This window comes from Legionella pelazae, from assembly GCF_052527395.1.
Window position 1 is genome coordinate 495,784 of the sequence record NZ_JBNVZS010000001.1, and the last position, 24,709, is coordinate 520,492.

Here is a 24,709-nt window from a genome sequence, read left to right on the forward strand (position 1 = left end):
AGTTATGTCTGCTAAACAAGAGCAACGACGTATCGAAGTTGTACCTTACAATACTAGTTGGCCTATGCAGTTCGTTCAAGAAGCAGAGAGAATTACCAAAGCGTTAGGTAATAATTGCATCGATATTCATCATATTGGGTCAACATCCGTACCTGGTTTGGCTGCAAAACCAGTGATTGATATGATTCCTGTTGTGTTAGATATTACCCAGGTAGAAAACGCCAATGCTGCCATGCAAGCGCTTGGCTATGAAGCAAAAGGAGAATATGGCATTCCTTTCCGCCGCTATTTCCAAAAGGGTGGTAATCAACGAACACATCATGTCCATATTTTTGAGCTTGGAAATTCCGAAATTGAGCGGCATTTAAAATTTAGGGACTGGATGAGAATGCATCCAGAAGATAAAGAAGCTTATGCACGTTTAAAACAAGAGTTAGCGCGTCAACACCCCTATGATATTAACGCCTATTGTTTGGGAAAAGAGAACTTTATTACAACCATTGATAAAAAAGCAGGATTTAATGGATTAAGAGTGGTTAAGGCGTTAACGCCACGCGAATGGGATAAAGTACGCTATTTTAGGCAATTTTATTCTTTTGATGCAGCTGGGCTTTCAGATCCTTATACTTGGACTTTTGAGCATAATGCTCATGTTCATTTTGTTTTATGTCAAGGAAGTGACATCATTGGTTATGCTCACTTGCAACTATGGCCTCATCACAGAGCAGCACTACGGATTATCGTTATTGATAAGCCTAAAAGAAACCATCAATACGGTAGCCAATTCCTGGCTTTATGCGAAAAGTGGCTCAAAGACCAGAGCTATCATAGCTTGCATGTTGAGTCTTCACCGGCTGCGCTAAACTTTTATAGAAATAATGGTTATATCGATATGCCGTTTGATGATCCGGATGGCTATGAAGGGGATGCTCGAGATATTGCGGTAGGAAAGATTTTATGATTCAAATTGAAAAAATAACGGGTGAATTGGCTCAAGCCACGTGTCAAACAATTACAAAAGATTTACCTGAATACTTTGGTTTACCAGAAGCTAACAAGCACTATGCAATAGGTGTAAAAACACGTACTAATTTTGCAGCGAAAGATGAAGATAACACTATTGGTCTAGTTTCGATTGATTTTCCTTACCCCAATAATGCCAATATTTATTGGATGGCTGTAAAACGTGATTTTCATCGTCAAGGTATAGGTAAACAATTAATTGAAGCAGCTTGTCATTTTGCTAAAACACAAGGCGCTATAACCATAACTGTTGAAACACTAAGTCCTTCTGAATCAGAAGAGAACTATCTTAAAACATACTTATTCTATCAATCAGTTGGTTTTCATGCTCTTTTTGATTTAAAGCCGAAGGGGTATGAATGGAATATGGTGTATATGGTAAAAAACTTAGACCTATAGCAATAAACCGGCGTTAGATTTCTGGCGAATAGCCATGTCAGGATTTAGCTATGACGATTACTTGGAAAAGTGTACAAGGTTCCTTATGATTCTCATCAATCTAATGGATATATCTTAAGTTCCAATCAAGGCAGGATTAACCTCATGACTCAATTATATTTTATAGGTGGTGCTAGTGGCAGTGGTAAAACAACAGTAATGCCACATTTAAAAGAGCTTTTGGGCGATAATATTGCCGTTTATGATTTTGACGATATTGGTGTTCCTGAGAATGCCGATAAAAAATGGCGTCAGGAGTCAACTGAAAAATGGATCAAAAAATTACTAAGCGAAAGCAAAGATGCTTGTTTGTTAGGACAAATCGTTTTAGGTGAAATCCTAAGCAGCCCTTCTGCCAAGCAGATTGATAAAATTAACTTTTGTCTTTTAGATGTGAGAGATTTTGAACGTATTCAGCGCCTCAAGAAACGTAACACCTATGGCGTAGATCAGAATATGCTTAACTGGTCTGCGTGGCTTCGTATGCATCATCAAGATCCAAAATGGGCTGTGCATGTTATTCAAGAATCTGCGGCAAGCATCATGGATTTTAGTCGATTCAACCAGTTAACAAATTATAGTGATTTAGCTAATATTCAGATTCTTGATACAACAGAGCTCGACTTAAAGGAAGTGGCTTGGAAGATAGGAGATTGGATAAAGAGCACAGCTAACTTCGATTTGTATGTACCAAATACAAACTATAAGTTGGAACTAAATGCCGAAGATTCATTTAAAATTGTGGATCAAAAGTTGTTTGAGTTTAATAAATCATGTGTCCCTGCTACACAAAAGCCAGAAGTCATTGATATAAACGTTACGATCAAAAATGGTGATGAGACTATAGCAGGTATTTGCTCAGACGTTTATATATGGAAGATCCTTTATATCAGTGTCTTTTTTGTTGAAGAAAGATACCGTAATCAAGGTTTTGGTACAATTTTACTTAACAAAGTTGAAGAAAAGGCTAAACAATTAGGTGCAACCTTAGCTCACCTTGATACCTTTGATTTTCAAGCAAAAGATTTTTATCTCAAACACGGATACGAAGTGTTTGGTACTCTAGATGACTGTCCAGAGGGTCATAAACGTTATTATATGAAAAAGGTTTTATGAAATTATATTTCACCTGCTAATAGTTAGTTTCATAAATGAAAGGTGCTATTGTTTCTACTACCATTCTTTACTACCGGTATTATTTGATGACGCCAATGTACAAATTATTTAGTAATAGTAATTCTTAATGTTAATTAGCCTATAAATATTTAAACTTTATTAGGTAAAAATAGAAATGGTTAAGCTTTCTTATTAAAAGCTATTAGCTGTTCAAGAAGTTGGTAATTATATTGATATAATTTTTTATGGCTTGTGTTCCAGGTTCCTGTTTTAACCATGAAACCAATCATACCAATTACCTTGCTTAAACTTAGAATTGGCAACATTTTATCATAATCAGGTAGAGGCCGAACGCTGGCATAACCTTGCAAAAATAATTGTTTAGCCTCAAGTGAAGAAAAGCATCGTGAATGCTCTAAAGAGTAAAAGTCTTCCTCAGCAAAACTAGCCCGCCCGGAAGCCCAATCAATTATTCCACTTATTTTATTATTCTCAACGAGGATATTCCCAGGACGAAAATCGCGATGCGTGATACAAGGCCCGTCTACTTTTTTAAGCAAATAAAGTTGTTCATTAATATAATAACGGCAGCGCTCAAGTAAATCTTGCGGTAAGTGGGTAGCGCACTCGGTCAGTCCTTCTTCAAATTTAAACATAAAATGATTGCATGGGTTAGAATTCAAGGGTGCATGAATTAAATCACCATAGCCTTCTACACAATTTGCATGAATTTCGGCTAACAGTACACCAACTCGATAAGCCATAACCAAAAAATCAGACTGTCTAAGCAAATCACCAGGCAAGCATTCCATTAACAATGCACCATATGAATTCTCAGACGGCGGAATACTCGCAACTAGATGCGGTACTGGTAATTTATTAGCAAGATAATTAAGAAAATAGTCTTCCCGATAATAGTCATCAGAGCGTGTACTTATCTTTAGAATAAGTGGCGAGCTAAAGGGGAATATCACTTTATAAACAATGGCAACCATCGTATCATCGTGCTGAATATGCACAAATGTCGCATCTTCTAAACCTAATTGCTCTTTATAAAAATTAATGCAAACAACCATAAGTATTATATTTAATTAACTGTTCATTTCTTATTGTGAAAGAATGAATCTAAATAAAATTATCCTAAAAAGCTATAATTTCCCTATTAATCTAAATCTAAACTATATAAACACTCATATCGATTTTTATAAGGGCTAGCTATAGGGTAACATCTAAAACCACATTGCTGATAAAATCCAACTGCTTCATCATCCGTTTCTGCTTTTAACTGTTTTAATGAAAATGAATGGATAACTTCTTTGATTAATTGCCATGCAATTCCCTGCCTTCTATAACACTCAACTACAGCAAGATGCTTAATAACGCCTAAATTACCTTCCAGATAAATACCAATGATTGCAATAAGATGGTTTTCAATAAACCCACCAATTAAGTAATGATCCTGCTGATTGTAATTTTGCAAAATCTTTCTAATTTTGCTTTTAGTTGCATTGCCAATACTAAGAGCAATTACACTATCAATACTCTTATAATCAGGTGTTATTTTATTTAGAGATAGTGCTTTTTTCATTGGTTAAATTACTTTATATCAGGTAGTTAAATTCTTGCTTAAATTATAAATTTATAACGCCCTATTTATCTTAATTTCAAATCCTATTTAATAGTCAATTGTTTCTTTGTTACTCTCAAATGTAAAAATATTGCGAGGATATTGGTTCACTTCACGACTTACTTCTTGAAAATTATGATTAGTATATTCACCCACAATTTTGCGCCAAAAGCGATAAGCACCTTCATTACCAGGCATTACAAAAACTTCCCAGCGCCCTTGAAATTGATTAAAGCACTTAAAGGCAATCTGCCTACCTAATCCAAGCCCCTTAAATTTTCTAATAATAAAAAATTGCGCCATATTGTAATCATTATTTATATCACTTACCTCTTTATCGATAATAGCAAATCCAGCAAGCTCGCAGTTGTAACGAATCAAAAAAGGATAGGTATTTTCCTGTTTAAAATAACGTATATAATCCTGACCAATATCATAAACACCGGTTTCCTCGATAGGCCACTGCATATACTCACTTAAATCATAGGCATAATAAGAAGCCATTTTTTGAATTATGGGATAGTCATCTATAGTAGCAGGTTGTAATTGTATTTGGTCTAGAGAAAGAATGATTTTTTTAATTTCATAACAAGGAACTGGATTATTACCGAAATTAATTATTCCAAGATAGCTCATACCTGATTTTTCTAATACCCACCTTGATTGTTCATTTTCAGGATGAACCATAGCAACAATTCGAGCTAGCTTTTTTTCTCTAAAGCCCCATTCAATTAAAGCATTCGCTAATTCAGTCGCGTAACCCTTGTGCCAGTATTCTGGAAGCAAACGATATGCAAGCTCAATTTCAGGTTGATTAACATCAAATCCTAAATGAATCAATCCTGCCTGACCAATAAAATCGCCATTCTCTTTCTTAAACGCATTAAAAAATCCTAAACCATATTCTTTAAAATAATTTGGAGCAAGCTTAATAAATTCTTTGACTTGCTCTTTTGTTTGTACTTTACCATTACCAATAAATTTCATTACCATAGGATTAGAGCGTAGATTAAATAAGCAAGATAAATCTTTGGCTGTCATTGTTTTTAGAACTAATCTTTTCGTTTCTAAAATAATTGTCATTTGCTTTCTCAATCGATCTCTTCTTTATAAATTCCTAAAATAAGAATTAACGTTAAGGGAGTTAATTAATAACTACTTTCAGATAATTGTCCTATTTAAGCTAACTACTGTTCCTATAATCTTAATATTGATATCCGAATTAACTGATATTTTTGCCCAATCCTCATTCAGCGCAATTAGCTCAAATTCAGGATTTATCTTTGCAGCAGAAAGCTGCTTATATTTACGAATTAAAATGTCTTTATCTTCATTAAGCTGGGCGACAATAAAATCACCTGGCTTTGGTAAAATTTGTGGATCAACAATAAGAATATCCCCTATCCTAAATTCTGGAATCATACTTACATCTTTTACTTCTAAAGCAAAAGCATATTCGCTTATTCGCTCGCCCAATCTAGACCCTATCGGAATTAGATCGACTTTTTCTGAATACTGTTCTTCCTTAATTTCATTAATACGCTGAATTGGATTACAAGCCTGCTCATAAGTTAAAATTGGAATTAAAGCGCCTAATCCAGGCGATTTTTTTAAAGCACCTTGTTTATCATCGGATAAACACATTAAAAAAGCAGGCGAGACTTCTAATGCTTTAGCAAGCTGCTTTATTTCCATTGGGCCTGGCGTTCGCTCACCGCGCTCATAATTATTAATACGCGATACATTTAAGTCATCCGTTAATTCAGCTAATGCTTTTCTAGTTAAGCCTTGGGCTGTCCGCTCATCCTTAATACGCTTTCCAATTTTCTCTTTGATACTCATAAGTCACCCGGGATCCATTCACTTCAAAAATATCATATCAGATATTGACTAGTTCTCAATATGTGTTAATGTCTAATTTTAATTACTCGAATTGAGTATTAATATACGAATCGAGCTCAATATAAAAACTTTTATTCATTTCTGTACCCGAAATGATGTGTTATTGGACTACAAAATTGAAGAGGATGCAATGTACTTCATGATTAATGGAGAAGAATTAGCGGCTCTGTACGAACTACCCCATGTACAACAGCTCGCTTATTTAAGAGGAGTTAGACCTTACATGAATGTAAAAACAGGACTTGTTGGACTTGATCGGGGTATTAGTCATCAATCTATTGCCGAGCAACTATTTGTTGCATCTCATCAAGGAATAAAAAGTGTAACTTACTCCCGGGCGCAAACTAGGCGTGCACTTGCAGGACTAGAGCGAGCTGGCTTAATTCAAATGCACTCCACTAGCGAGAAATTAATTTTAAAATGTTTGTTAGCCTCGGTGGAGAATTTTATTCCAAAAAAAGCCGTCACAAAGCCGTCAGCCCAAACCGTCACCTTAAATACTATTAAAAGCCTTGAAAATACTGACCAACACACAGTTAGTCACTTAAAAGCCGACATAGGTAAATTCCAAAAAGCCGACACACCTCATAAAGATAATAATTATTTATATTTTTTAGAAAAATTCGAAAAATTTTGGGTAAGTTATCCACTAAAAAAATCTAAGGACAAAGCCGAAGAAGAATTTTTAAAAATTAACCCTGATAACGCTTTGCTTCGAGAAGTATTAACTGCCCTTAACGCACAAATTAAAAATCGTGATGAATTAGAGCTTGCAGGAATATGGGTTCCTCCTTGGAAGTACCCTGCCAACTGGCTTGCACAGCACTGCTGGAAGGACGAACTCACCCCTGTCACAACTCTGGAGCGTAACCATGCAAAAAATACAACACATTCTCGAAAAAAGTCCTCAGATGACTTTTTCTGGCAAATCTGCACCAGCACTGACTTCAACTTTGATGAAGACAAGTCAAGACAACCAAGCGCGGATAATGTCTTCCCCTTCAACTGCAACTGATGATCAAGATAAACGCATTGATGCGCTCTTCGCTCGATTAGGCGCAATTTATGGACATATCTGGTGGAGTAATTTTAAAAGTGAAAAGTCCCTTCAAATTAGCAGAAAAGAATGGTCTTCCGGTTTAAAACGCTTTGATAACCTCACTCTTAAAGAGGCACTACTTACCTTTCGTGAGCGTCATCCTTTCCCACCCAGCTTGCCGCAATTTATTGAATGCTGCAAATCGATATCTAATCGAAAAATAGTTCGCAAACCTAAAGAAGAGACAATTAAACGAGCTCTAATAGAGGTAGCAGAATTTAACATCAAAGCCATGCTAGGTATTTTAAAACGTTAACTAAGGAGTTATTCATGCTTATACTCACCCGCCGAACTGGCGAGCAGATTTTAATCGATAAAGGGCAGATAGAAATTAAGATCTTGTATATCCGTAGAGGTAGAGTTGCTCTAGGTATCCAAGCCCCTCACGATATTGATGTTGATCGTAAAGAGATTTTTCTTAAGAAAAGAGAAAGCCTTGAACAGCTTGCTAAGCAGCCAATAGTTACCGAACAAAATTAAATTCCTAATATAAATTTGGCAGGGGGTTTTGTATATGTTTAAAGTTAAAGTAGTTTTATTTATCGCTTTAAGTGCCTCTGGGTTTGCGACACAAGCTGCCAATGTAACGCAAATTAATCGCTACGCAACCGTAGCTAACAAACCCTTACCCGCACAAATCAATCCCCTTTCAGCTATTCAGCAAATACGCTTCTCGCAGAATATTACCACCATTGCCGATGCAGTTGATTATTGGCTGCAATATTCTGGCTATAAGTTAGCACCTAAAGAAAATCAACCAAGTATATTGCAAACGGTGATGAATAAAAAACTACCGCAAACTCAAAGGAATCTAGGCCCTATGTCTATTAGAGATGGCTTAGAAGTACTGGTTGGCTCACAAGTATTTGTCCTATTAGAAAATCCTTTAAAACGTGAAGTTAATTTCCGTCTAAGGCCTGTTTATCAACAAAAAGGTAACTATTAATATGACCTATTTTAAACAGTACTTTAACTATTTAGCTTTTATAACCTTAACTCTGATGCTGGCTAGAGCAGAGATTATTTTTAGTAACAATACTGAAAAGCTTGCTAAAGACACAAGAATTAATAACATCATAATAAATGAAATCCAATCTCACCTCACGAATATCTATCAAGTAATAAAGCAGCCTCATGAAAAAGCTGATTTAACATCAATTAATCAGACACTGGACTCTCTAATTAATAAAATTGAGCACTTTAAGGCAAATGAAGGAAATCAACTTAGTCAATTGTTAGCTGATAATTGCAACGCATTAACACAAAAATTAGAAAGCATTTATCACGTCGTTAATGCTTTAGATCGAAAACAAAATCCAATCCACTATCTTCCTGCTTCAGTTTTACCTTTCCAACTTCTAAGCATTGACAGCATACAGCAAGTAAGCGTTGCTAGTGTAAGTTACGATTTCAAAACAATCCCTTTAGAACAAGGCGATTCATTAGTTAGCTGGAAAGTTGTTCATATTGATTTTGCTAAACAATTTGCAGAGTTTGAAAATAAAAATAAAGAGCATGTTGTCCTTCAATTAGATGATAAAGGAGAGCAGCATGTTTAAGCCTAAAGTATTTTTAATTCTCTGTCTGATAACTCAAGTGGCACAAGCTGAAATTAAAATCGCAGATATTAAGACTGAAAATTTAAATACGTTAGCAATACAAGATAAAACCCTAGGACGTGCAGGCTTAACAACCAATCAAGATGACATAACTACGGATCAAAACTTCGATAAGCTTATTTTAAATCCAGCGCAACTCCATGAAGCGCAGGTTTGGGGATTAACCCTTGAAGAAGAGAAACGTTATGTCCTTCTCATGCAAAATAGAAGTAAGGTTTACTATAAAGGTTTGCGGTTAAATCCTATAGACATCCTTGGCCTTAATGCCCGTACTGAAGCAGAACGCAATCACTTTGCTACTCTTGCAGCAGCGCAAGAAGCGCAGAAAGTAGCAAAAAACATTGCTTGGAATAATGCATTTTATAAAGCCTATAACGAACTTTTCGCCAATGTTCCTGTCGTAGGCAATTTTGATCCAACTCCATTTTCTCCCTATGCGCACAAGCCTGTGCAATTAACAGGAGGCGATATCCTTTATCTTTTTATTAAACCTGATGAATCTGTTGTATCGATTCTTCTAAGTTTAATTGATGCGATTAACACAACGCCTAACACTTTTTTACATATCATGCTCTTAGAAAGTGATGATATGGCTATTCAATTATGGGCGAATCAACATCAACTTTCACAGCAACTAGTGAATAGTGGACGTATTACTCTTAATCATGGCGAACTAAATTTTCGAGCCCTGACAATTAAACATAAGTTAACTCCTCTCCTGCTCCTATCCAAAGATGGCAAATCTAGCATAGTCGATTTAGGGAGATTTTAGATGAAAAAAGTAGTGCTGTTTATAGGTAGTTTATTAGTAGTGACTCTATGTTTTGCCTATCCGGTTGGAGAAATACAAGAACAAACCAATAGAGACGCTTTCAAATTAGAAGAGAAATTAGATGCCCGCTTACCTGCGACAAGTCTCGCCCAAGTAGGTCAAGTGAATAAGCGTAAAATAGAGCTTACTCAATTCTCTCAGCCTATTTTTATTCTAGGAGGAGATCCTTTCTCTTTTGATTGGCTAAAAAAACACGCCGAGGAATTAGAAGAAAAACATGCTCTTGGATTTATTACCAACATAGATAGCTCTAGTCGTTTAGAAGAGTTCCAACGCTTAGCAAACGTTCCCTTACTACCTGCAAATGTTGATGATCTCTTAGCTATTTTCCATGAAAAGCATTATCCCCTTATTTTGCATGGAGATGAACTATGGCAGTAGAAAGGGTCAAACAAATTCGTTCTAAAAGCTTTTGCCTAAATTTACTTCTACTTACCTTTTTAGGATGGTTAATTTTATTTGGCTGGGCCTTAAGCCTATGGAGCTTACAGAATTTCAATACTGCCTGGCAACGCACTTATCAATTAGCCAAACAACAAGCATTTACGATTAAAGAATTTCATGATGCCCAAATAACTCAATATATTGAATCTAAGTTAAGAGCACTGCCTACACAAAAGCTAGCAGATAAAATAGATAACACTTATCTCAAAGTAAAAAATGAATTGAATAGGTTGCTTCCTAATACAAATTCCGATCTCGACAACATTTTTATTAAAATAATTAAGTTAATCCAGCAACTTTGGAGTCTTATCTGTATAACCACTGCAGTAATGTACGTCAAGATCATCATACTAGTAGCGAGTATTCCCTTATTTGTACTTGTCACAATCGCAGGCTTAATCGATGGATTAAACCAGAGGGCAATTCGTACAGCATCCCTAGGAAGAGAATCATCTTACGTTTTCCATCGATTAAATCATTATTTTAAACGCAGTTTATTCCTTCTCTTAGTTTTGTGGTTTGCGATGCCTGTTAGTGTAACTCCTGCATTTGTTTTTGTGCCCGTGAGCATTCTTTTAAGTGTAATGGTTTCAATAACAGCTAGCAGATTTAAGAAATATTTATAGGAAGATGAAATGAAAAAATGGCTTCTACTATTTACGCTAAGTTTAAGTACCTGCCTCTATGCCAGTGAAACAGAATTAAATCAAATTCTCGTGCGTGTTATCAACCAGATTAACGCCATTATGCCCTTACTAGATGAAGCAAAAAATGAAATTGAGCCTAATACTCGCGTCCGATTACATATTGATTCATTTAAAAGCTCTGATGGCTCACTTCACTTAGGATTACGTCAAGATTTATTAGCAATTCGCAGTGCATTAATTGATTACATTAATAAACCAGCAATAGAGCCTAAAACTATTAAACCACTGGCTCTTGATTTCATTGGGAAGTAATAAATGAGCAAAATCGATATTGCGAAATCATTTGCAGAGAGCTTTAAGCAAGCTACCGGAGACATAGCAGCCAGTTCTTTCTCTAGCTGTATTCGCTTTATCGCTATTATGTTCACCATCATAGCTATTATTTGGTGCATTAATCATTTCATGGATAGCGCAGAAAAAGCGCAAGAAGGATTCCTCGTTGTTCTTGGCTCGCGTCTAGTGCGATTAGTCATAGGACTATGTCTTTTCATACTCATTTTAATCGTTAAGGGGAATTAACTATGAAACATCAAATCAGTCAAGTAAGACAATGGACACAACGCCTAGGTCTTACCTTTATTGGTTTAAATTATGCGCCAGCTTTGCTAGCCGATAACTGGTTTCCTAAAGTATCCAATGCAGATGATATCAGTGATGGAAATAAAAGCTTGATGGCAGTGACGAGCAACTACGTTAAACAAGGGCTTGGACTTTTGTTGTTTATTGCGTCTGTTATTAGCTTTATTAAATTCATCACAACTGTTCAGCATGGCATTGAAGAAGCCAAGAAAAATGACGGCTCGATGGTGTCATTTGGTATGTTTGCCGTCATGGGTATTACCTATCTTGCTATTAGTATTGTTGCAGGATACGTCGGTTATCTCATGATTACCAAATTTAAAATTTAGGAAGTACATGATGAACCGACCCTCCTCAAGGCACCTTTCACATGATTATGAAGCTTATAAGGGCCTAAGTTTACGTGAACTATTTTGGATAGTTTTAATCGTTACCCCTGCAACTAGCTTCCTACTAGCCTGCCTTGGGTTCTTTTTAAATTATCCGCTAGCCTTAGGATGTGTCGGCTTTTTATTAGGTTTTATTTTAGCCATAACTCTTGTTCCTAAACGGATTGCTCGTCTTAAAGCGGGCAAACCTCATGGTTATGTGATGAAAAGAACTATTCTCTGCCTTGCAAGATTAGGCCTTAAGCGTTCTCCTTACCTCCACTATCAAGGAATTTGGCAAACCAGCAAATTAGTAGGTAATCATGAGATTTAAGTATTGGAAAACAATTGACAGTTTAAATCATATCAATCGATTGCTATTAGCCCTTAGTACTTTACTGCTGGCTATCATTTTAGGGTTAATCATGACACTAGTTTCTTTGCCTAAACGCTTTGAATTTTGGTTAGCTCCTTCAATGGCTGCTAATGGTGGTTTAGTTAAAGCCAATGAGATTCCAGCAGAATATATTCAAGGCTTTGTGGCAACCTTAATTCCTGCTTTAAATACTTGGTCAAACGGCGGTAAAAAAGAATTTGCTTCCCAACTTGCTGGCTTCCATTACTACTTTACACCGCGTCATCGACATCTATTAGATCAAACCCTTAAAGCATATAAGGATGCGCAACTTTTTAATCGAATGCAAATAGCGAGCCTCTATCGCTTTATTGAAAATGGCGATGTAAAGCCATTAGGAAATAACGCGTGGGAAGTCCATCTTATTTTACGCATCACACAACGGCTCAAAAACGAAAGCCCAATCGTCATAGCCGATAAAGTTGTAGATTATCATGTGCGTGTAGTGAAAGTGAATTTATCCCGCCTTGAAAACCCATTTCAATTAGCCCTAGATGGTTACACCCAACCTGAAATGCTTTTAGAAGATCTGCTTGCTAACTCATTAGAGGATAAGTCACATGAATCAATTTAAAACTTTACTTACCTTAATCTTATGTACTATTAGCCTTAATGCTTTTTCATTCGAAGCAGAGCATGTCTTATGGGACAAAACCCCAATTCCTGTCACACTATCTTTAAATGAAGAACGGCTTATTCATTTTGCGCAGCCCATTAGTATTATTGATAATGAGGCAGCTGACAAAATAGCCATCTTAAAAGTTCAAGATAGCCTTTATATCAAAGCCAAAGAGCCTTTCGTAAATCAACGTTTACTGGTGCAATTAATGCCTCAAGGTGAGGTTATTATTTTAACATTATCGACAACAGATTCAGTCAATGCAACTAAACCGATTGACATATTGCTTGAAAGTTACAAGGCAGAGCAAGCTAGTGCAGCAAATACCACAGATTTTGATTTCAATGCCATCACATTAACTCGGTTTGCCATCCAATCCCTTTATGCACCCCTAAGACTTTTAACCATGCCTGAAGGGATTAACAGAGTACCTATGCAAACAAGGCGGTTTGTTAATCTAGTTTATGAAGCTAGCGTTGACGCACGCCCTTTAATTTCTTGGCAAGCTGAAAGTTTATACGTAACAGCAATTGAATTAAAAAATGGTTTAAAAAGAGAAGTCATTCTAGATCCCCGTCGTCTTTTAGGCCATTGGCAAACAGTCACCTTTTATCCCACTAACATCCTAGCGCCACGCGGCAAGAATGACTCAACCACAGCCTTTCTAATTTCAGAGCGCCCTTTTAGTGATGCATTAGAGGGTAAGCCGGAGTTCGTACGATGAAAAAGAATTTAAGTTTAAAGGTATTAACAGCAAGTGTCGTTGGTGTCACAACTTTAATCCTTCTTAACCATAGTTACAGTCCAGCATCTACAGCACAAGAGCAGCCGACTAATACTAACAATTTTAATGAAGCTATTGCGAGCCAATTTAATGACAACATCCGTGATGTAGCTGCTCGCTTACAAGAAACAGAACAAAAACTCACAAAGTTAGAGTTGAATCAAAAAGAAAATAGTATCTCTTCAAGACAACAATCCTCACAAGAGAATAAATTAATCAAGGAAATTAATGCATTAAAAGAACAATTGCTCACTTTAAAATCGTCTCAAGAACGCGACTTAGAAACTTATCCTATTGAAAATCCAAAATTGCCAAAATCAGAGAATAATAATATTAAAGATATCGACCAATTAATAATCAAGCAAGAAAGTAATCAAGTGGAGCTCGCTTACTGGGAACGCCTAAAAGCTAATCAAAAAACCAGTTCAAAAAACCCGACTAAGCCAGAAACAAAGAAAGAAAAGAATATCATCCCCTATTACACCATTCCAGCAGGCGCTGATCTAAGCCATACCACCCTACTCTCAGCTTTAATAGGAGAAGTGCCTGTAGAAGGCAAACTCATGCAGCCTCTCTTCCCTTTTTCAGCCATCATTAATCGTGGTGAATTAATGGCCGCTAATGGCATTGCCCTACCACCTAATATCACTGGAATGAAGGTCAATGGCTATGCCATTGGCGTGGGATCATTTCTCGATAACCTAAGTTGCGTACGCGCTTATGTCACCTCTGCATTATTTGTTTTTGCTGATGGTCATTTTGTCACCGTAGGTAAAGAGCACTTGTCTAATACCACAGACCTTATTAACAATGAAAGCTTAGGCTATTTAACCAATGCCTTTGGCAGTCCTTGCATCAAAGGTCAGTACTTTACTAATGCCCCACGTGTCTTAACAGCACTAATGGCGGCAGACGGTGTTAAGGGGTTTGGTAATGCCTTATCACAAGCACAAATGTCTTATACCGCTAATGCAGATGGGGCAACCAGTATACCGACAGGCTCAATAGGAAGTTATGCAGCCGGTGGTGCTTTATCACAAAGCTCACTTAAAGGGGCTGAGTGGGTTGAAAAACGTGTTCAAGGTAGTTTCGACATGGTGTTTGTACCAGCAAGCGTCTTAACACCAGCAGGATATAAACCTAATCAATTATACCTTCATATTACCCAAACCATTCACCTCGATAAAGACATTAACGGGAGAGTATTAGATTATGGTCAATCGCAAAAAACATTACATGATTTTAGTTTGCACTAGTGCGCTTGCTTTAAGTGCCTGTGCATCATCGATAAAGTCAGCCAGTCCATTACCTGAAGGTGGTTTAACAGTCAGTGAACTTTATCAGCAAAGCGTTGACAATCCAGGTGAACGTTGGACAGTCAAAGTAAAAAGACCTGTTCAATATAAAGGCTATACGCGTAGTGCTACTAATGAAATTGAGGCGTTATTTAAACCTCTAGATAACCCACAAATTCCTATTTATATCTTTCCACATGTAATGTTAATTGGTGATGAACAGTTAATAAAACCGGGATATACCACTAGCTTTTTTCTTTATAAACAAAATCAATTTGCACTTGCCTCTGAACGTTATTAAGGAAAATTATGAAGCCATTAATAAACTCCTTAAGTAATTGGCTAATTGGAGAAGCCTCGCGATCACCGCAGACTAAAAAAACCGTCAAAGCTCTCTATGAAGATAAACGCCCTTCACTACCTGACCAGTGGGCCATTGTTGATTTCTGTGATAAAGAAAATCTGTTCTTATTGCAAGATGGTATTAGTATTGGTTCAGGCTTTGAACTTGCCAGCATTCCTGCGGAAGCGGCAGCGCCTGAGCATTTAGAAGCTATTTTTCAAAAAGTCAAAGAAACCTTTGCTTCAGTAGTACCACTTTACAAAGAAGATCCCTGGGTTATGCAGATGTATGTTAATGATGACTACAGCCTAAAGCCAGTCTTAAACCACATTGAATCTTACCTCGAAGCAAATCTTGCTGAATCCTCCTTTACCCAAGATTATCTCGCAAGACTTGATGATTTAATGACTAAGATGGTAAGGCCGGAAGGTCTTTTTCATGATCCAAAAACAAACATGCCCTATCGTGGCCGGCGAAGGCGAATTCGTGTCTTATTTTATCGGTTGTATCAACAGATCAATACGACACGCGAAAAAGCGTTGGCTGAACATCAAGAAGTCATGGCGCAAATTCAAAGTAAGTTGCGCTCGCCAGGATTACAATTAAAACGCTTAACAGGAAAAGATTATTATTACTGGTGGCTGCGTTGGTTTAATCCTAACCCTCAATTAACAAATGGCGATGTTGATAAACTATTAGCACGTTTTCCTTATCCAATTAATAAAAAACCTGCAGGCTATAATCTTGCTCAAGCGGTATTTTTTACGCCACCGCAAAGTAATACTCAAAGTTTTATCTTTGATAATATCTACCACCGTATTTTATATATTGATGGCTTAAGAGAAGCACCTGATATTGGTTTACTATCCTGCGAGAGACCTCAAGCCAATCCTAAACATCGTTATGCGCTACTCGATAAACTTCCTGAAGGCGCTACTTATACGATTCAAGTTATTTTTAGTAATGATGAGGCACTCGATACCCATTTAATGCGTTTAGAAAAAGGCATTATCGGTACTAGTTTAAAACCTTCTCAAGTGAAGCAAGATATTAAAACAGCGCGGGATGAATTAGCTATAGGCAATCGTCTCTTTTGGGTTAATCAAGCGGTATTTTACAGAGCAGAAACGGAAAACAAGGCATACCTAATTGAGAAAGAACTAAAAGATTTATTTATTGAGGCAAAAATGCCTTTAATTTCGTCTCAATACGACTTACACCCCTTAAATAGTTATCTTTGTGCTTTACCTTTTAATTTTGTTCCTCAATTTGCACGCCAATACTTACGCTTTGACCGCTTACTTTATGCATCAGAATTAGCAGCCCTTCTACCTGTCTATGGGCGCAACCAAGGGGCAAAACACTTGCCCTGTTTTACTTTTTTCAATCGATTAGGCGAGCCTGTTTTATTTGATGTGTTGCATAATGATTTTATTAGTCAAAATTCTCACTGTGCTATCTTTGCTAATTCAGGAGGGGGTAAATCAGTATTAATTGGCTGGATGATTAACTCCTTAATGGCCATTAAAAATGCGCGCATTGTATTATTTGAAATGGGCAATTCCTTCGACCGTATGCTCATTCATTGCAAAGCCCATGGCAAAAAAGCCAGGCAATTGCTGCTTTCAAATCAAAAAGACAAAGCCGTCCCTTTAAATCCTTTCTGTGATGCTTATAAAGCCATTCCTGAAATACAAGCCAATCGCTATGAAGATGTAGCTCAACATTTAGAAGCATTAAAGCAAAAGCAATCAGAGCCTGCTTCAAGGGCAGAGCTTGCTTGCAGCGAAGATTCGCGCAGTTATTTATCAGAACTTGCGCTTGCGTTACGTACCATGATTACTGAAGCCAATGTCCGTGAGGAAGAATCCTTTACTTTAGCTGATGAAACGTTACTTATTGAAATTCTAAGTGATGCCATTATGATCTCAGCTAATACGGGCATTCCACAAATGCTAACGGAGCATGTATTAAACGCCTTTGAAAGAAGGCTTGCGAAAGAAACATCACTTCGCAAAAAAGACCGCATTCAAGACATGACCGACCGCTTAAAAAGCTATGTTATTAACAATAGTAAAGCACGATTTTTTAACGTCCCAACTGAGCCGCTAGATGATTTTGATATTTTTCATATTGATATCTCAGCCATTAAAGATGATAAAGGAAAACTCGCCTTAGTGATGGTCTCTTTACTTCCACGAATACTGGCTATGGCAGAACGTGCTCAAGATGATAAACGGCCCATGTTTTTAATCATCGATGAAGCGCATCTGCAATTTGAAATTGATGTGATAGTGGCTTATGCGACTTTAATTGCTAAAGTCGCTCGAAAACTTGGGTTATGGCTTATCCCTGTTACCCAAAATATTGCTGACATGAATTCAGCCAAAGCCACCAAAATATTATCGCTTATTGAAACATGGATTACTTTAGGCCTTGATGAAAATGAGCTTGCTGATATTAAACGATTTAAACAATTAACGCCTGAGCAAGAAGCCCTTATTCGTAATATTGATTCGCAAAAGGGCTTGTATGCAGAAGCGGTGTTATTAGGGTCACGCTATCAAGGGTTATTTCGTGTCATTCCGCCCCGCTACCTCCTAGCCCTGCTTTTAAATGAAAAATCTGAAAAAGCAGAACGCCATACTTTGGAGAAAGAACATGACGTCCTTAAAGCTGCTGAAATTATTGGCCATCGCCTGGAAAACCAAAGCCGAAATTTATATCAAGAGGACTGCTTTTATAATGATTAGTTCCTTACCGTTATTTAATATTGCAGCACTACAAGCGAAAGAAAGCATTAAGCCGCCACATCCGATTAATACCTTCACTATTGCAACTCGCGTATTGAGTAAAACACTTCAAAATTCCCATTATAAAATAATTGGCAGCTGTACATGGGCTGTTGGAAAATTTCCGCCTAAAATAATTGCTTCTCCAGCAGTAGAACAATTTTTACCTGACTTAATTGTTACGGTTGCGAATCAGCCCGAAACTAATCCGTGGGTTGAAGCCAAGGCCTTATATGAAAACCCAGCAAGTCAGGCGCTCTACCAACGTACTTATAAATTAGCGACAGGCTCTGACTTAGGTTTTGGTGATGATGCTAACCAAATCACAAGTATGCACATTAATGACGAACGTACACGCGTAGTTGATGTGATTGGCAGTCCGGCAGGCCTCTATCGCTTACCGTATCTTTCGCACAAAGCAGAAACTAAATTTGGCTATCCCTATTATATTAGTGAGGCAGATGCTGTATCTGACAGAACACAAATAGCAGAAATAGCTTATATGCTGACTCACCCACACTTACTCATTAATCATGATATTGGCAGCTCAACCCAACTTTGGGGTCATGAAATTCCAAGATTGATGCGCATAACCCAACCTTCACGTTTTCGCGCATCAGTAGTGGCGGCCATGCATGCGGTTGATATCGTGACCAATAAAAACAGTTTACATGTTGTTCAAGGCACTAAAAACACCTGTGGCAAAAACTGTGTAGTTGCTAATGTGATTTTTGACCCCAAACAAAAAAATGTAATTTGGCAAGAAGTTTACCCTAGAAATCGCAATATCAACGCTGCCAAGGCAGATGATTTTGGTATTGCGGATGAAAAAGATGGCAATGGCAATTATGTGTTTGTTGTTTGGCGTAAATATCGTGGCTGTGTAACGCATCGTGGTAAATACATACCGTCCTTATCCTTTCCTAAAGTTAAAAAACCACAAAAAAGGTAGGTGTAGCAATGAAAAAACCTTTCATTTTTCTTATAAGTAGTTTGACCTCATTCATTGTTACTGCAGGCTCATTTCTTCCGAATGAATCAGAGTATTATTATAAATTAGGCGGCACTTCTAATTTGTATATACCGCCCGTTAATAATGACCAAACCATTACAATTGGGGGTAACGTTAATGGGCGACTAGGCTTTACTTGCAATGGCTTTAATCCCGTGGTTTCCATTACCAATACCTTTCAAGATATGAAATCTTCTGCGATGAATATTCCTGCTGGCATTATTGAAAATTTAAAAGGCGCAGTTGCTGGATTTCCCCTCTATAAATTACAACAATCTATGCCTGCTCTTTATAACGTGTTACAAAATACCGCGGCAGGCGCTCAAAATGAATTCTCAATTAAAGTTAAAGATTGTCAGGACGTTAAAAAAACCTTAGAAGAAGGCCAATCTCCAATGGAAAGTATGCTATCTATTTCAGATAGTCAAGGTTGGCTTGAAGCAGCTAAACGTGCTAAAACCAATAATGTTGACGTACGTGAAACAGCAAAAACGATTGCTCAAAAAAGAGAAGAGTATGGCCTACCTTGGATAGGTCGTGAAAAGGGCAACGCTGGTGGGAAGTTTCAAAGGCCAATTAAAGTCATTAATGATGTAGTTATTGCAGGCTATAATATTTTACTTAATCGAACGCCGCTTGATAATCAACAAGCACCTACGACAAAAATACCTTTAACTCAAACTTGGAAAAGCCCGCTCGAGGCTGCTAACTGGGCAGTTAAAGTTTTAGGCGATATTCATGTCAGCGCTAACGATGACAAAGCAAAAACTGCAAATCACGATGCTAAAGCAGGACTCGGTCTTTCTGCCTTATTACAAAGTTGTGATAGCAGCAATACATGCACCAATAATGTTTCTCAAGCGCTTTGGCAATTAGTCGATAAAAAGTGGCCTTTAACTGAAGAAAAACTAAAACTGGTCAGCGCTTCAAATCTCATGATTACCGATGAAATTATCATGACCCTACAGCGCATGCCCCGAGAAAAACAAATCTTAACTGTCTCTAAGCTTGCCGAAGAAATTGCCGTGCAAAACATGCTAGACAAAGCACTCATGATGCGACGTATTTTACAAGCAGGTCTACAGGTTCAAGAAGTCCAGAACTTAAAGCCTGCTCTAGACATGGTTCGCTTTGCCCTTAAAAAACTTGATGATGATGTCCACTCGCTTGCCTTTGAAAATGAAGTTCGTAAAAAGATGATGACAGAGACATTAGGATTGTTAATGGATATTCGCGCTCAAGATATTGCTAAAGGTTTACCAGGTGATGATCATGAACAATCTACCGTAAAACATGGTGCGGTTTATTTAAAACCTGAAAATAAAGGGGTCTAAACATGGTTGTCTTTAGTCCTTTATCACTTTACACCACCTATCTAGGCTGGCAACAGTATGAAGTAATTTTTAATGCACTTTGGCAAACAGGACTACTATATTTAGGTTTTTTAATGGTAGCTTATCGCTTCTTAAAAAATGTATTAGCTCCTTCAGGCTCAACGCACCACGCCGCTGAATATGCGCTTAATAATTTTTTATATGAACTAGCAGTTACATTTTTAATCTGTGCAATTTTTGTCTATCCTTGCGTACCCTTAGAAGAAAAAGCTTTAAATTTTAAACCGATGTGTGGCGTTAAAAAGGATGGCAATGTTAAAGCGTCTAAACTAGGAGATACTGGCACAACTTATGATGAAGCATTTGCAGATGTATTAACATCAAATGTCAAAATGCCAATTGGCTTTGCCATTCTACAGAGCTACATGTCAGGATTAACCTATAGTTTAATGAAAGTAACTGGATGTACCGATAGCCTACAAGCCATAGAAGGCGACTTAGTTTCAACTTACCTACCAAATGATATACGAGAATCTGCCTTAAAATTCCATCGTCAATGCTTTTTAGAAGCAAGAAATAGTTATTACAATGAATCTCAAGATAAAGCTAAAATAGATGACATTCTTAAAAAATATGGTGGTGAAGAAGATCTTAAATGGGTAGGTTCAAAAGTCTATCAAACCTTGTATTACGATAAAATTCATGCTCGCCAGCCCATAACTGGCTTTAGCTTTAAAGAAGCACCTAATGGTAACTTAGAAAATGCAGCTAAGCGTGGTGATATTGATGCAGAACATTTACCTGAAGAAGGCTATCCAACCTGCAATCAATGGTGGTTAAAACTCCGTAATGACTTAGTCGATGTTGCTAATCATGCAGGGGTATTTGATAACCACCTTAATTACTATGCGGTTTTAGATAGAGTAAGAGCCTTTAAAACTGGCCATCCTAAAGCATGGAGTTCCAGCTTAAGTTCTGAAGACTATGTTGCCAAAATGCTACTTAATGACAGTCGAGACATGCAGGCAAATAGTGTTAAAAACTTAATGGATAATACCAATGGCGCATTCGGTAATGTGATTACACATAGCTTAGTCAATGCTGGCCAATGGGCAAAATCTTGGACTGCAACGCCACTAAAAAGAGAAGCAATTATGCAAACGCTACCCATTATGCAGGCATTTCTCTATTTCTTTTTAATTATTATGACACCTTTAATTTTAGCATTAAGTGGCTACAGTCCTAGAGCATTAGGTAGTTTATGTGCCTTGTTTATCATGGCTATCTTTATTCAATACCTTTGGCATTTAGTAGGATTTGTAGAGCGCAGTGTACTCGATCCACTGGGTAAAAACGAAGCTCTATCTGCCATGCGTAATATAGCAGTCATGTTTTATTTTACCGCACCATTCTTATTGTTAAAGCTTTCCAGTCATTTTGGTGGCGAAGCAGGCGCAGGACTTATGGGATTAATTAATGAGGCTAATACACATAGTGAAAATGTAGCTCATTCGGGTGCTCAAGCTTTAAAGGCAGGCGTTAAGGTGGCTAGTGCAGGAAGATTATAAAAATTACCCCTTTATTGCTTTATTGTATTCAGCAGCACTTATCAGGCCTTTCTTATAAAGATCTTGTGCTTGATAAGGTAAATAGCGTGAGTTAGAACGGCGATCAGAAGCAAACATCGCTATTACTTGTAGTGTTAAAAAAGCTATTTTCCAAAGGACTCTTAATGCCGTAAAGGCCATGGATTTATAACTTTTGATAGGTTTAATCATAAGGAGACATTCCATGTTTTATTATTTACGTTCAATCATTATAGTCTTAATTAAATTAATCATACCAGCCTCCCTGCTATTATTAATTGCACCGAAATTAGTACACTTAAGTAAGCCATTAAATGAACTACAAACCTTTCTACAAACTTATCAAATCACTTTTCTAATTAGTCATCTGTTATTCTATTTTCTACTTTATATACTTTGGCCTAGGTTCATTCAAGTTATTCTGTATCATAAAAACCATGAAATTACACCAGCACAAATGCTATTAGCATTAAGCGCCCGCTGGTATTTGCTAGGAATATTATTTTTCCTTGAAACCTTAGTTTGGTGGAGGTAAGAAGCATGACAGATTATCCTGTTGAAAACTTGCTTCGCGAACCTACTGAGATTTATACTAGTATGACCTGTGCTGCTTTAGCTTTCCTAGCCTTTAATAAACCTCATCTTTTTCTTTTAACACAAGCTATGGGATGCTATGCAGCAGCAGGACTTAGCAGCTTATGTTTATTGAGAGGGTTTCAAGGCTTAAAGGTAAAACGTTATCATCGACGTCTACTAGCCATGCCCTACTATGCTCTTTCAACCACGCAAATTCCCCTTTCTCAAAAATGGCTATTTTTAGGTAGAGGATTTCGCTGGTTACCCCACCATACACAACGCTTACATCAAATAAAACAAATTAAAAACGAAGCATTCATGCAACGAGGAAAACTCTATCAAGCCATTCGAGCCTATTGCCAACATCACGAGCATAATTTGGTAACAAAATGGTTAAGTAGCAAATCCAAATTAAATCCCTTTAGACCCGATCCACCTGTAGGCGGAAGCCCTTACTTACATGGCTTAGGTGGAAAAGATACGCCAGTATATATTCCTCAAGATGTTCGAGTAGGCCATACATTCGTCGTTGGTACAACACGAGTAGGCAAAACAAGACTGGCAAGTATTTTAATCAATCAAGATATTAGAAATGGCGATGCCGTTATTGTCGTTGATCCAAAAGGTGATTTAGATTTAGTCCGTGATATGTATGCCGCTTGTGAGGCTTCTGGACGACTAAAAGATTTTCGCATCGTACATTTAGGCTTTCCGGAATTATCCGCACAATATAACCCGTTAAAAAACTACGACCAAGTCAGTGAAGTTGCCACACGCATCACTGACGCCATTGCAGCAGAAGGTGAAGGCAAACAATTTGCAGCGTTTGCTTGGAAATATATAAATATCGTTGCAATTTGTCTTGAAGAAATGCAACAACCTATTACCTATAAGTCCATTGCCTTTTATATTAACCGCTTGGATCAACTTTTAATGGCTTATGCTGACACTATTATGCCCCAGCATTACGCAGATTATCATGCACAGATAGAAACCATTTTAATGACCTCAGCTGAGAAAGCTAATCGAAAAAATAAAAATACTGCTCCTTTAGACAGGGCCAGAGCAGTCATTGAATTTCTAAAAAACTATATTTCCAAAACAATTACCACAGGCAATGTAGAAAGTTTGCACGATCAAATTCTTATTGACCTTTACGATGCTGCTATTATGGATAAGCATTACTATGACAAAATCACTGCCAGTGTTGGCCCTGTCTTATCTGAAATTAATAAAAGTAATGCCTCAAACCTCTTCTCTTTTAGCCAAAGCCCTAATGAAATTGAACTGATGAAATCAATTAAAGAGAAGAAAGTAATTTATATTGGCCTAGATAGTTTAACTAATCCTAATATCGCTCAAGCCGTAGGAAAAGCCTTTCTATCTGACCTAGTTTCAACAGCAGGAAAAATTTACAAAGAAAGTAATGCCCATTACAGGCTAAATCTTCACTGCGATGAGCTTTCAGAGATTATCCAAGATTCTTTCGTAAAGATTTTAAATAAAGCAGGCGGCGCTGGCTTTCAAGTAACCGCTTATGCGCAAACTATCCAGGATATGGAAGTTGCCCTTGGCTCAAAAGCTAAAGCTGAAGTTTCTGAGGGGAATTTTAATACTTTAATTATGCTAAGAGTTAAGAATGAGGAAACAGCTAATCTTTTAGTAAAAGTATTACCACAAGTTGGTGTAGTTGGGCATACACAAGTGTCTATGGTTAATGATACACCCCATGGAGATGATGGAGTTTATTTTAATACGACTAATGAAGATCGGGTTCAAACTACATCTGCACCTATGATTGAAGTGAATGATATTATTTCCTTGCCTAAGGGGCAGGCTTTTGTTTTAGTAAATGGTGGGGAACTCTATAAAGTTAGAATACCGCTTTCTGTAACCTCAAGGTATTATGATGATAATAAAAGCATTATCAGTAAAGCTAACAAGCTTAAGTAAAGCCATTTGCTTTCTTAAATATATGCTTACACGATGACATAAAAAGGTTGCAGCAGAAAAATTATATCAAATATATAGATGACTAAGTTAATAAATGTCTCTAAAAATTATCTAGAATTATAAATTTAAGTAGAGTAATTCTCTTACTTTCTATCTTCCTTTTTATTCGCTACATTTATAATTAGAGTATAGAGAATCATCACTTTATGGATAAACCTCTTATGCTGGAATTATTTTTCTCACTAG

Annotated in this window: 30 protein-coding genes; 25 read left to right on the forward strand and 5 right to left on the reverse strand. The window is 37.1% G+C overall.

Annotation, left to right across the window (positions count from 1 at the left end; all coding sequences use genetic code 11):
- The first annotated feature begins 4 nt into the window (after window positions 1-4).
- The 3 genes from ACQUW5_RS02200 (at window position 5) to ACQUW5_RS02210 (ending at window position 2,577) form a co-directional block, all read left to right on the forward strand.
- On the forward strand, window positions 5-961 hold the full coding sequence (locus ACQUW5_RS02200) for a GNAT family N-acetyltransferase (RefSeq protein WP_444989557.1): 957 nt from the start codon (window positions 5-7) through the stop codon (window positions 959-961).
- Complete coding sequence (locus ACQUW5_RS02205; RefSeq protein WP_444989558.1) at window positions 958-1,422, forward strand: GNAT family N-acetyltransferase; 465 nt, start codon at window positions 958-960, stop codon at window positions 1,420-1,422. The genes ACQUW5_RS02200 and ACQUW5_RS02205 overlap by 4 nt, the downstream gene beginning before the upstream one ends.
- Before the next feature lie 144 nt (window positions 1,423-1,566).
- Window positions 1,567-2,577 carry a GNAT family N-acetyltransferase gene (locus ACQUW5_RS02210; RefSeq protein ID WP_444989559.1) on the forward strand — a complete coding sequence of 337 codons (1,011 nt, stop codon included), beginning with the start codon at window positions 1,567-1,569 and terminating at the stop codon, window positions 2,575-2,577.
- Window positions 2,578-2,756: 179 nt separating this feature from the next.
- On the opposite strand, the gene ACQUW5_RS02215 is transcribed toward ACQUW5_RS02210, so the two are convergent.
- From ACQUW5_RS02215 to ACQUW5_RS02230, 4 genes are all read right to left on the reverse strand, one after another.
- Window positions 2,757-3,653: an aminoglycoside phosphotransferase family protein gene (locus tag ACQUW5_RS02215; protein ID WP_444989560.1), complete on the reverse strand. Its 897-nt coding sequence runs from the start codon at window positions 3,651-3,653 to the stop codon at window positions 2,757-2,759.
- An 86-nt stretch (window positions 3,654-3,739) separates the two neighbouring features.
- The gene (locus ACQUW5_RS02220) at window positions 3,740-4,165 is read right to left on the reverse strand and encodes a GNAT family N-acetyltransferase (RefSeq protein ID WP_444989561.1); all 426 of its coding nucleotides are present in this window, start codon (window positions 4,163-4,165) and stop codon (window positions 3,740-3,742) included.
- Window positions 4,166-4,252: 87 nt separating this feature from the next.
- Window positions 4,253-5,287 (reverse strand): GNAT family N-acetyltransferase, encoded by a 1,035-nt coding sequence (locus tag ACQUW5_RS02225; protein WP_444989562.1) that lies wholly within the window; start codon window positions 5,285-5,287, stop codon window positions 4,253-4,255.
- Window positions 5,288-5,365: 78 nt separating this feature from the next.
- Window positions 5,366-6,046, reverse strand: a complete 681-nt coding sequence (locus ACQUW5_RS02230) for a helix-turn-helix domain-containing protein (protein WP_444989563.1) — start codon at window positions 6,044-6,046, stop codon at window positions 5,366-5,368.
- 163 nt (window positions 6,047-6,209) lie between these two features.
- Here ACQUW5_RS02230 and ACQUW5_RS02235 point away from each other — a divergent pair, with 163 nt between their 5' ends.
- The 20 genes from ACQUW5_RS02235 to ACQUW5_RS02330 are packed head-to-tail and all read left to right on the forward strand — an operon-like array spanning window position 6,210 to window position 21,916.
- Entirely contained in the window at window positions 6,210-7,121 is a 912-nt protein-coding gene (locus tag ACQUW5_RS02235) for a hypothetical protein (protein ID WP_444989564.1), read from the forward strand.
- On the forward strand, window positions 7,096-7,461 hold the full coding sequence (locus ACQUW5_RS02240) for a Vir protein (protein WP_444989565.1): 366 nt from the start codon (window positions 7,096-7,098) through the stop codon (window positions 7,459-7,461). The genes ACQUW5_RS02235 and ACQUW5_RS02240 overlap by 26 nt, the downstream gene beginning before the upstream one ends.
- Window positions 7,462-7,475: 14 nt before the next feature.
- Entirely contained in the window at window positions 7,476-7,685 is a 210-nt protein-coding gene (locus ACQUW5_RS02245) for a carbon storage regulator (protein WP_444989566.1), read from the forward strand.
- A 34-nt stretch (window positions 7,686-7,719) separates the two neighbouring features.
- A complete protein-coding gene (gene pilL2, locus ACQUW5_RS02250) occupies window positions 7,720-8,151 on the forward strand; it encodes a PFGI-1 class ICE element type IV pilus protein PilL2 (RefSeq protein ID WP_444989567.1) in 432 nt (143 codons plus the stop codon).
- A gap of 1 nt (window position 8,152) precedes the next feature.
- Window positions 8,153-8,764: a hypothetical protein gene (locus tag ACQUW5_RS02255; protein ID WP_444989568.1), complete on the forward strand. Its 612-nt coding sequence runs from the start codon at window positions 8,153-8,155 to the stop codon at window positions 8,762-8,764.
- Window positions 8,757-9,596 (forward strand): TIGR03759 family integrating conjugative element protein, encoded by an 840-nt coding sequence (locus tag ACQUW5_RS02260; RefSeq protein WP_444989569.1) that lies wholly within the window; start codon window positions 8,757-8,759, stop codon window positions 9,594-9,596. The genes ACQUW5_RS02255 and ACQUW5_RS02260 overlap by 8 nt, the downstream gene beginning before the upstream one ends.
- The gene (locus tag ACQUW5_RS02265; RefSeq protein WP_444989570.1) at window positions 9,597-10,037 is read left to right on the forward strand and encodes a PFL_4695 family integrating conjugative element protein; all 441 of its coding nucleotides are present in this window, start codon (window positions 9,597-9,599) and stop codon (window positions 10,035-10,037) included. It abuts the gene before it with no gap.
- Complete coding sequence (locus ACQUW5_RS02270; RefSeq protein ID WP_444989571.1) at window positions 10,028-10,726, forward strand: TIGR03747 family integrating conjugative element membrane protein; 699 nt, start codon at window positions 10,028-10,030, stop codon at window positions 10,724-10,726. Before ACQUW5_RS02265 ends, ACQUW5_RS02270 begins: the two co-directional genes overlap by 10 nt.
- Window positions 10,727-10,735: 9 nt before the next feature.
- Window positions 10,736-11,059 (forward strand): hypothetical protein, encoded by a 324-nt coding sequence (locus ACQUW5_RS02275; RefSeq protein ID WP_444989572.1) that lies wholly within the window; start codon window positions 10,736-10,738, stop codon window positions 11,057-11,059.
- 3 nt (window positions 11,060-11,062) lie between these two features.
- Entirely contained in the window at window positions 11,063-11,326 is a 264-nt protein-coding gene (locus tag ACQUW5_RS02280; protein WP_444989573.1) for a hypothetical protein, read from the forward strand.
- 2 nt (window positions 11,327-11,328) lie between these two features.
- Window positions 11,329-11,715 carry a hypothetical protein gene (locus tag ACQUW5_RS02285; protein ID WP_444989574.1) on the forward strand — a complete coding sequence of 129 codons (387 nt, stop codon included), beginning with the start codon at window positions 11,329-11,331 and terminating at the stop codon, window positions 11,713-11,715.
- 10 nt (window positions 11,716-11,725) lie between these two features.
- Window positions 11,726-12,088 carry a TIGR03750 family conjugal transfer protein gene (locus tag ACQUW5_RS02290; RefSeq protein ID WP_444989614.1) on the forward strand — a complete coding sequence of 121 codons (363 nt, stop codon included), beginning with the start codon at window positions 11,726-11,728 and terminating at the stop codon, window positions 12,086-12,088.
- The gene (locus tag ACQUW5_RS02295; RefSeq protein ID WP_444989575.1) at window positions 12,078-12,743 is read left to right on the forward strand and encodes a DUF2895 family protein; all 666 of its coding nucleotides are present in this window, start codon (window positions 12,078-12,080) and stop codon (window positions 12,741-12,743) included. Before ACQUW5_RS02290 ends, ACQUW5_RS02295 begins: the two co-directional genes overlap by 11 nt.
- Window positions 12,730-13,512, forward strand: coding sequence for a TIGR03749 family integrating conjugative element protein (locus ACQUW5_RS02300; RefSeq protein WP_444989576.1), 783 nt, complete (start codon window positions 12,730-12,732; stop codon window positions 13,510-13,512). Before ACQUW5_RS02295 ends, ACQUW5_RS02300 begins: the two co-directional genes overlap by 14 nt.
- Window positions 13,509-14,828, forward strand: coding sequence for a TIGR03752 family integrating conjugative element protein (locus tag ACQUW5_RS02305; protein WP_444989577.1), 1,320 nt, complete (start codon window positions 13,509-13,511; stop codon window positions 14,826-14,828). Before ACQUW5_RS02300 ends, ACQUW5_RS02305 begins: the two co-directional genes overlap by 4 nt.
- Entirely contained in the window at window positions 14,785-15,168 is a 384-nt protein-coding gene (locus ACQUW5_RS02310) for a TIGR03751 family conjugal transfer lipoprotein (RefSeq protein ID WP_444989578.1), read from the forward strand. The genes ACQUW5_RS02305 and ACQUW5_RS02310 overlap by 44 nt, the downstream gene beginning before the upstream one ends.
- Before the next feature lie 8 nt (window positions 15,169-15,176).
- Window positions 15,177-17,963, forward strand: coding sequence for a conjugative transfer ATPase (locus ACQUW5_RS02315; RefSeq protein ID WP_444989579.1), 2,787 nt, complete (start codon window positions 15,177-15,179; stop codon window positions 17,961-17,963).
- Window positions 17,956-18,954 carry a TIGR03756 family integrating conjugative element protein gene (locus tag ACQUW5_RS02320; RefSeq protein ID WP_444989580.1) on the forward strand — a complete coding sequence of 333 codons (999 nt, stop codon included), beginning with the start codon at window positions 17,956-17,958 and terminating at the stop codon, window positions 18,952-18,954. The genes ACQUW5_RS02315 and ACQUW5_RS02320 overlap by 8 nt, the downstream gene beginning before the upstream one ends.
- A gap of 8 nt (window positions 18,955-18,962) precedes the next feature.
- A complete protein-coding gene (locus ACQUW5_RS02325) occupies window positions 18,963-20,348 on the forward strand; it encodes an integrating conjugative element protein (protein ID WP_444989581.1) in 1,386 nt (461 codons plus the stop codon).
- A gap of 2 nt (window positions 20,349-20,350) precedes the next feature.
- Window positions 20,351-21,916: a conjugal transfer protein TraG N-terminal domain-containing protein gene (locus ACQUW5_RS02330; RefSeq protein WP_444989582.1), complete on the forward strand. Its 1,566-nt coding sequence runs from the start codon at window positions 20,351-20,353 to the stop codon at window positions 21,914-21,916.
- A gap of 3 nt (window positions 21,917-21,919) precedes the next feature.
- On the opposite strand, the gene ACQUW5_RS02335 is transcribed toward ACQUW5_RS02330, so the two are convergent.
- Window positions 21,920-22,126: a hypothetical protein gene (locus ACQUW5_RS02335; protein ID WP_444989583.1), complete on the reverse strand. Its 207-nt coding sequence runs from the start codon at window positions 22,124-22,126 to the stop codon at window positions 21,920-21,922.
- Between the two features lie 13 nt (window positions 22,127-22,139).
- Between ACQUW5_RS02335 and ACQUW5_RS02340 the strand changes: the two genes are divergently transcribed.
- Both ACQUW5_RS02340 and traD read left to right on the forward strand, forming a co-directional pair.
- Window positions 22,140-22,469: a hypothetical protein gene (locus ACQUW5_RS02340; protein WP_444989584.1), complete on the forward strand. Its 330-nt coding sequence runs from the start codon at window positions 22,140-22,142 to the stop codon at window positions 22,467-22,469.
- 5 nt (window positions 22,470-22,474) lie between these two features.
- A complete protein-coding gene (gene traD / locus ACQUW5_RS02345; RefSeq protein ID WP_444989585.1) occupies window positions 22,475-24,463 on the forward strand; it encodes a type IV conjugative transfer system coupling protein TraD in 1,989 nt (662 codons plus the stop codon).
- The last annotated feature ends 246 nt before the right edge of the window (window positions 24,464-24,709 follow it).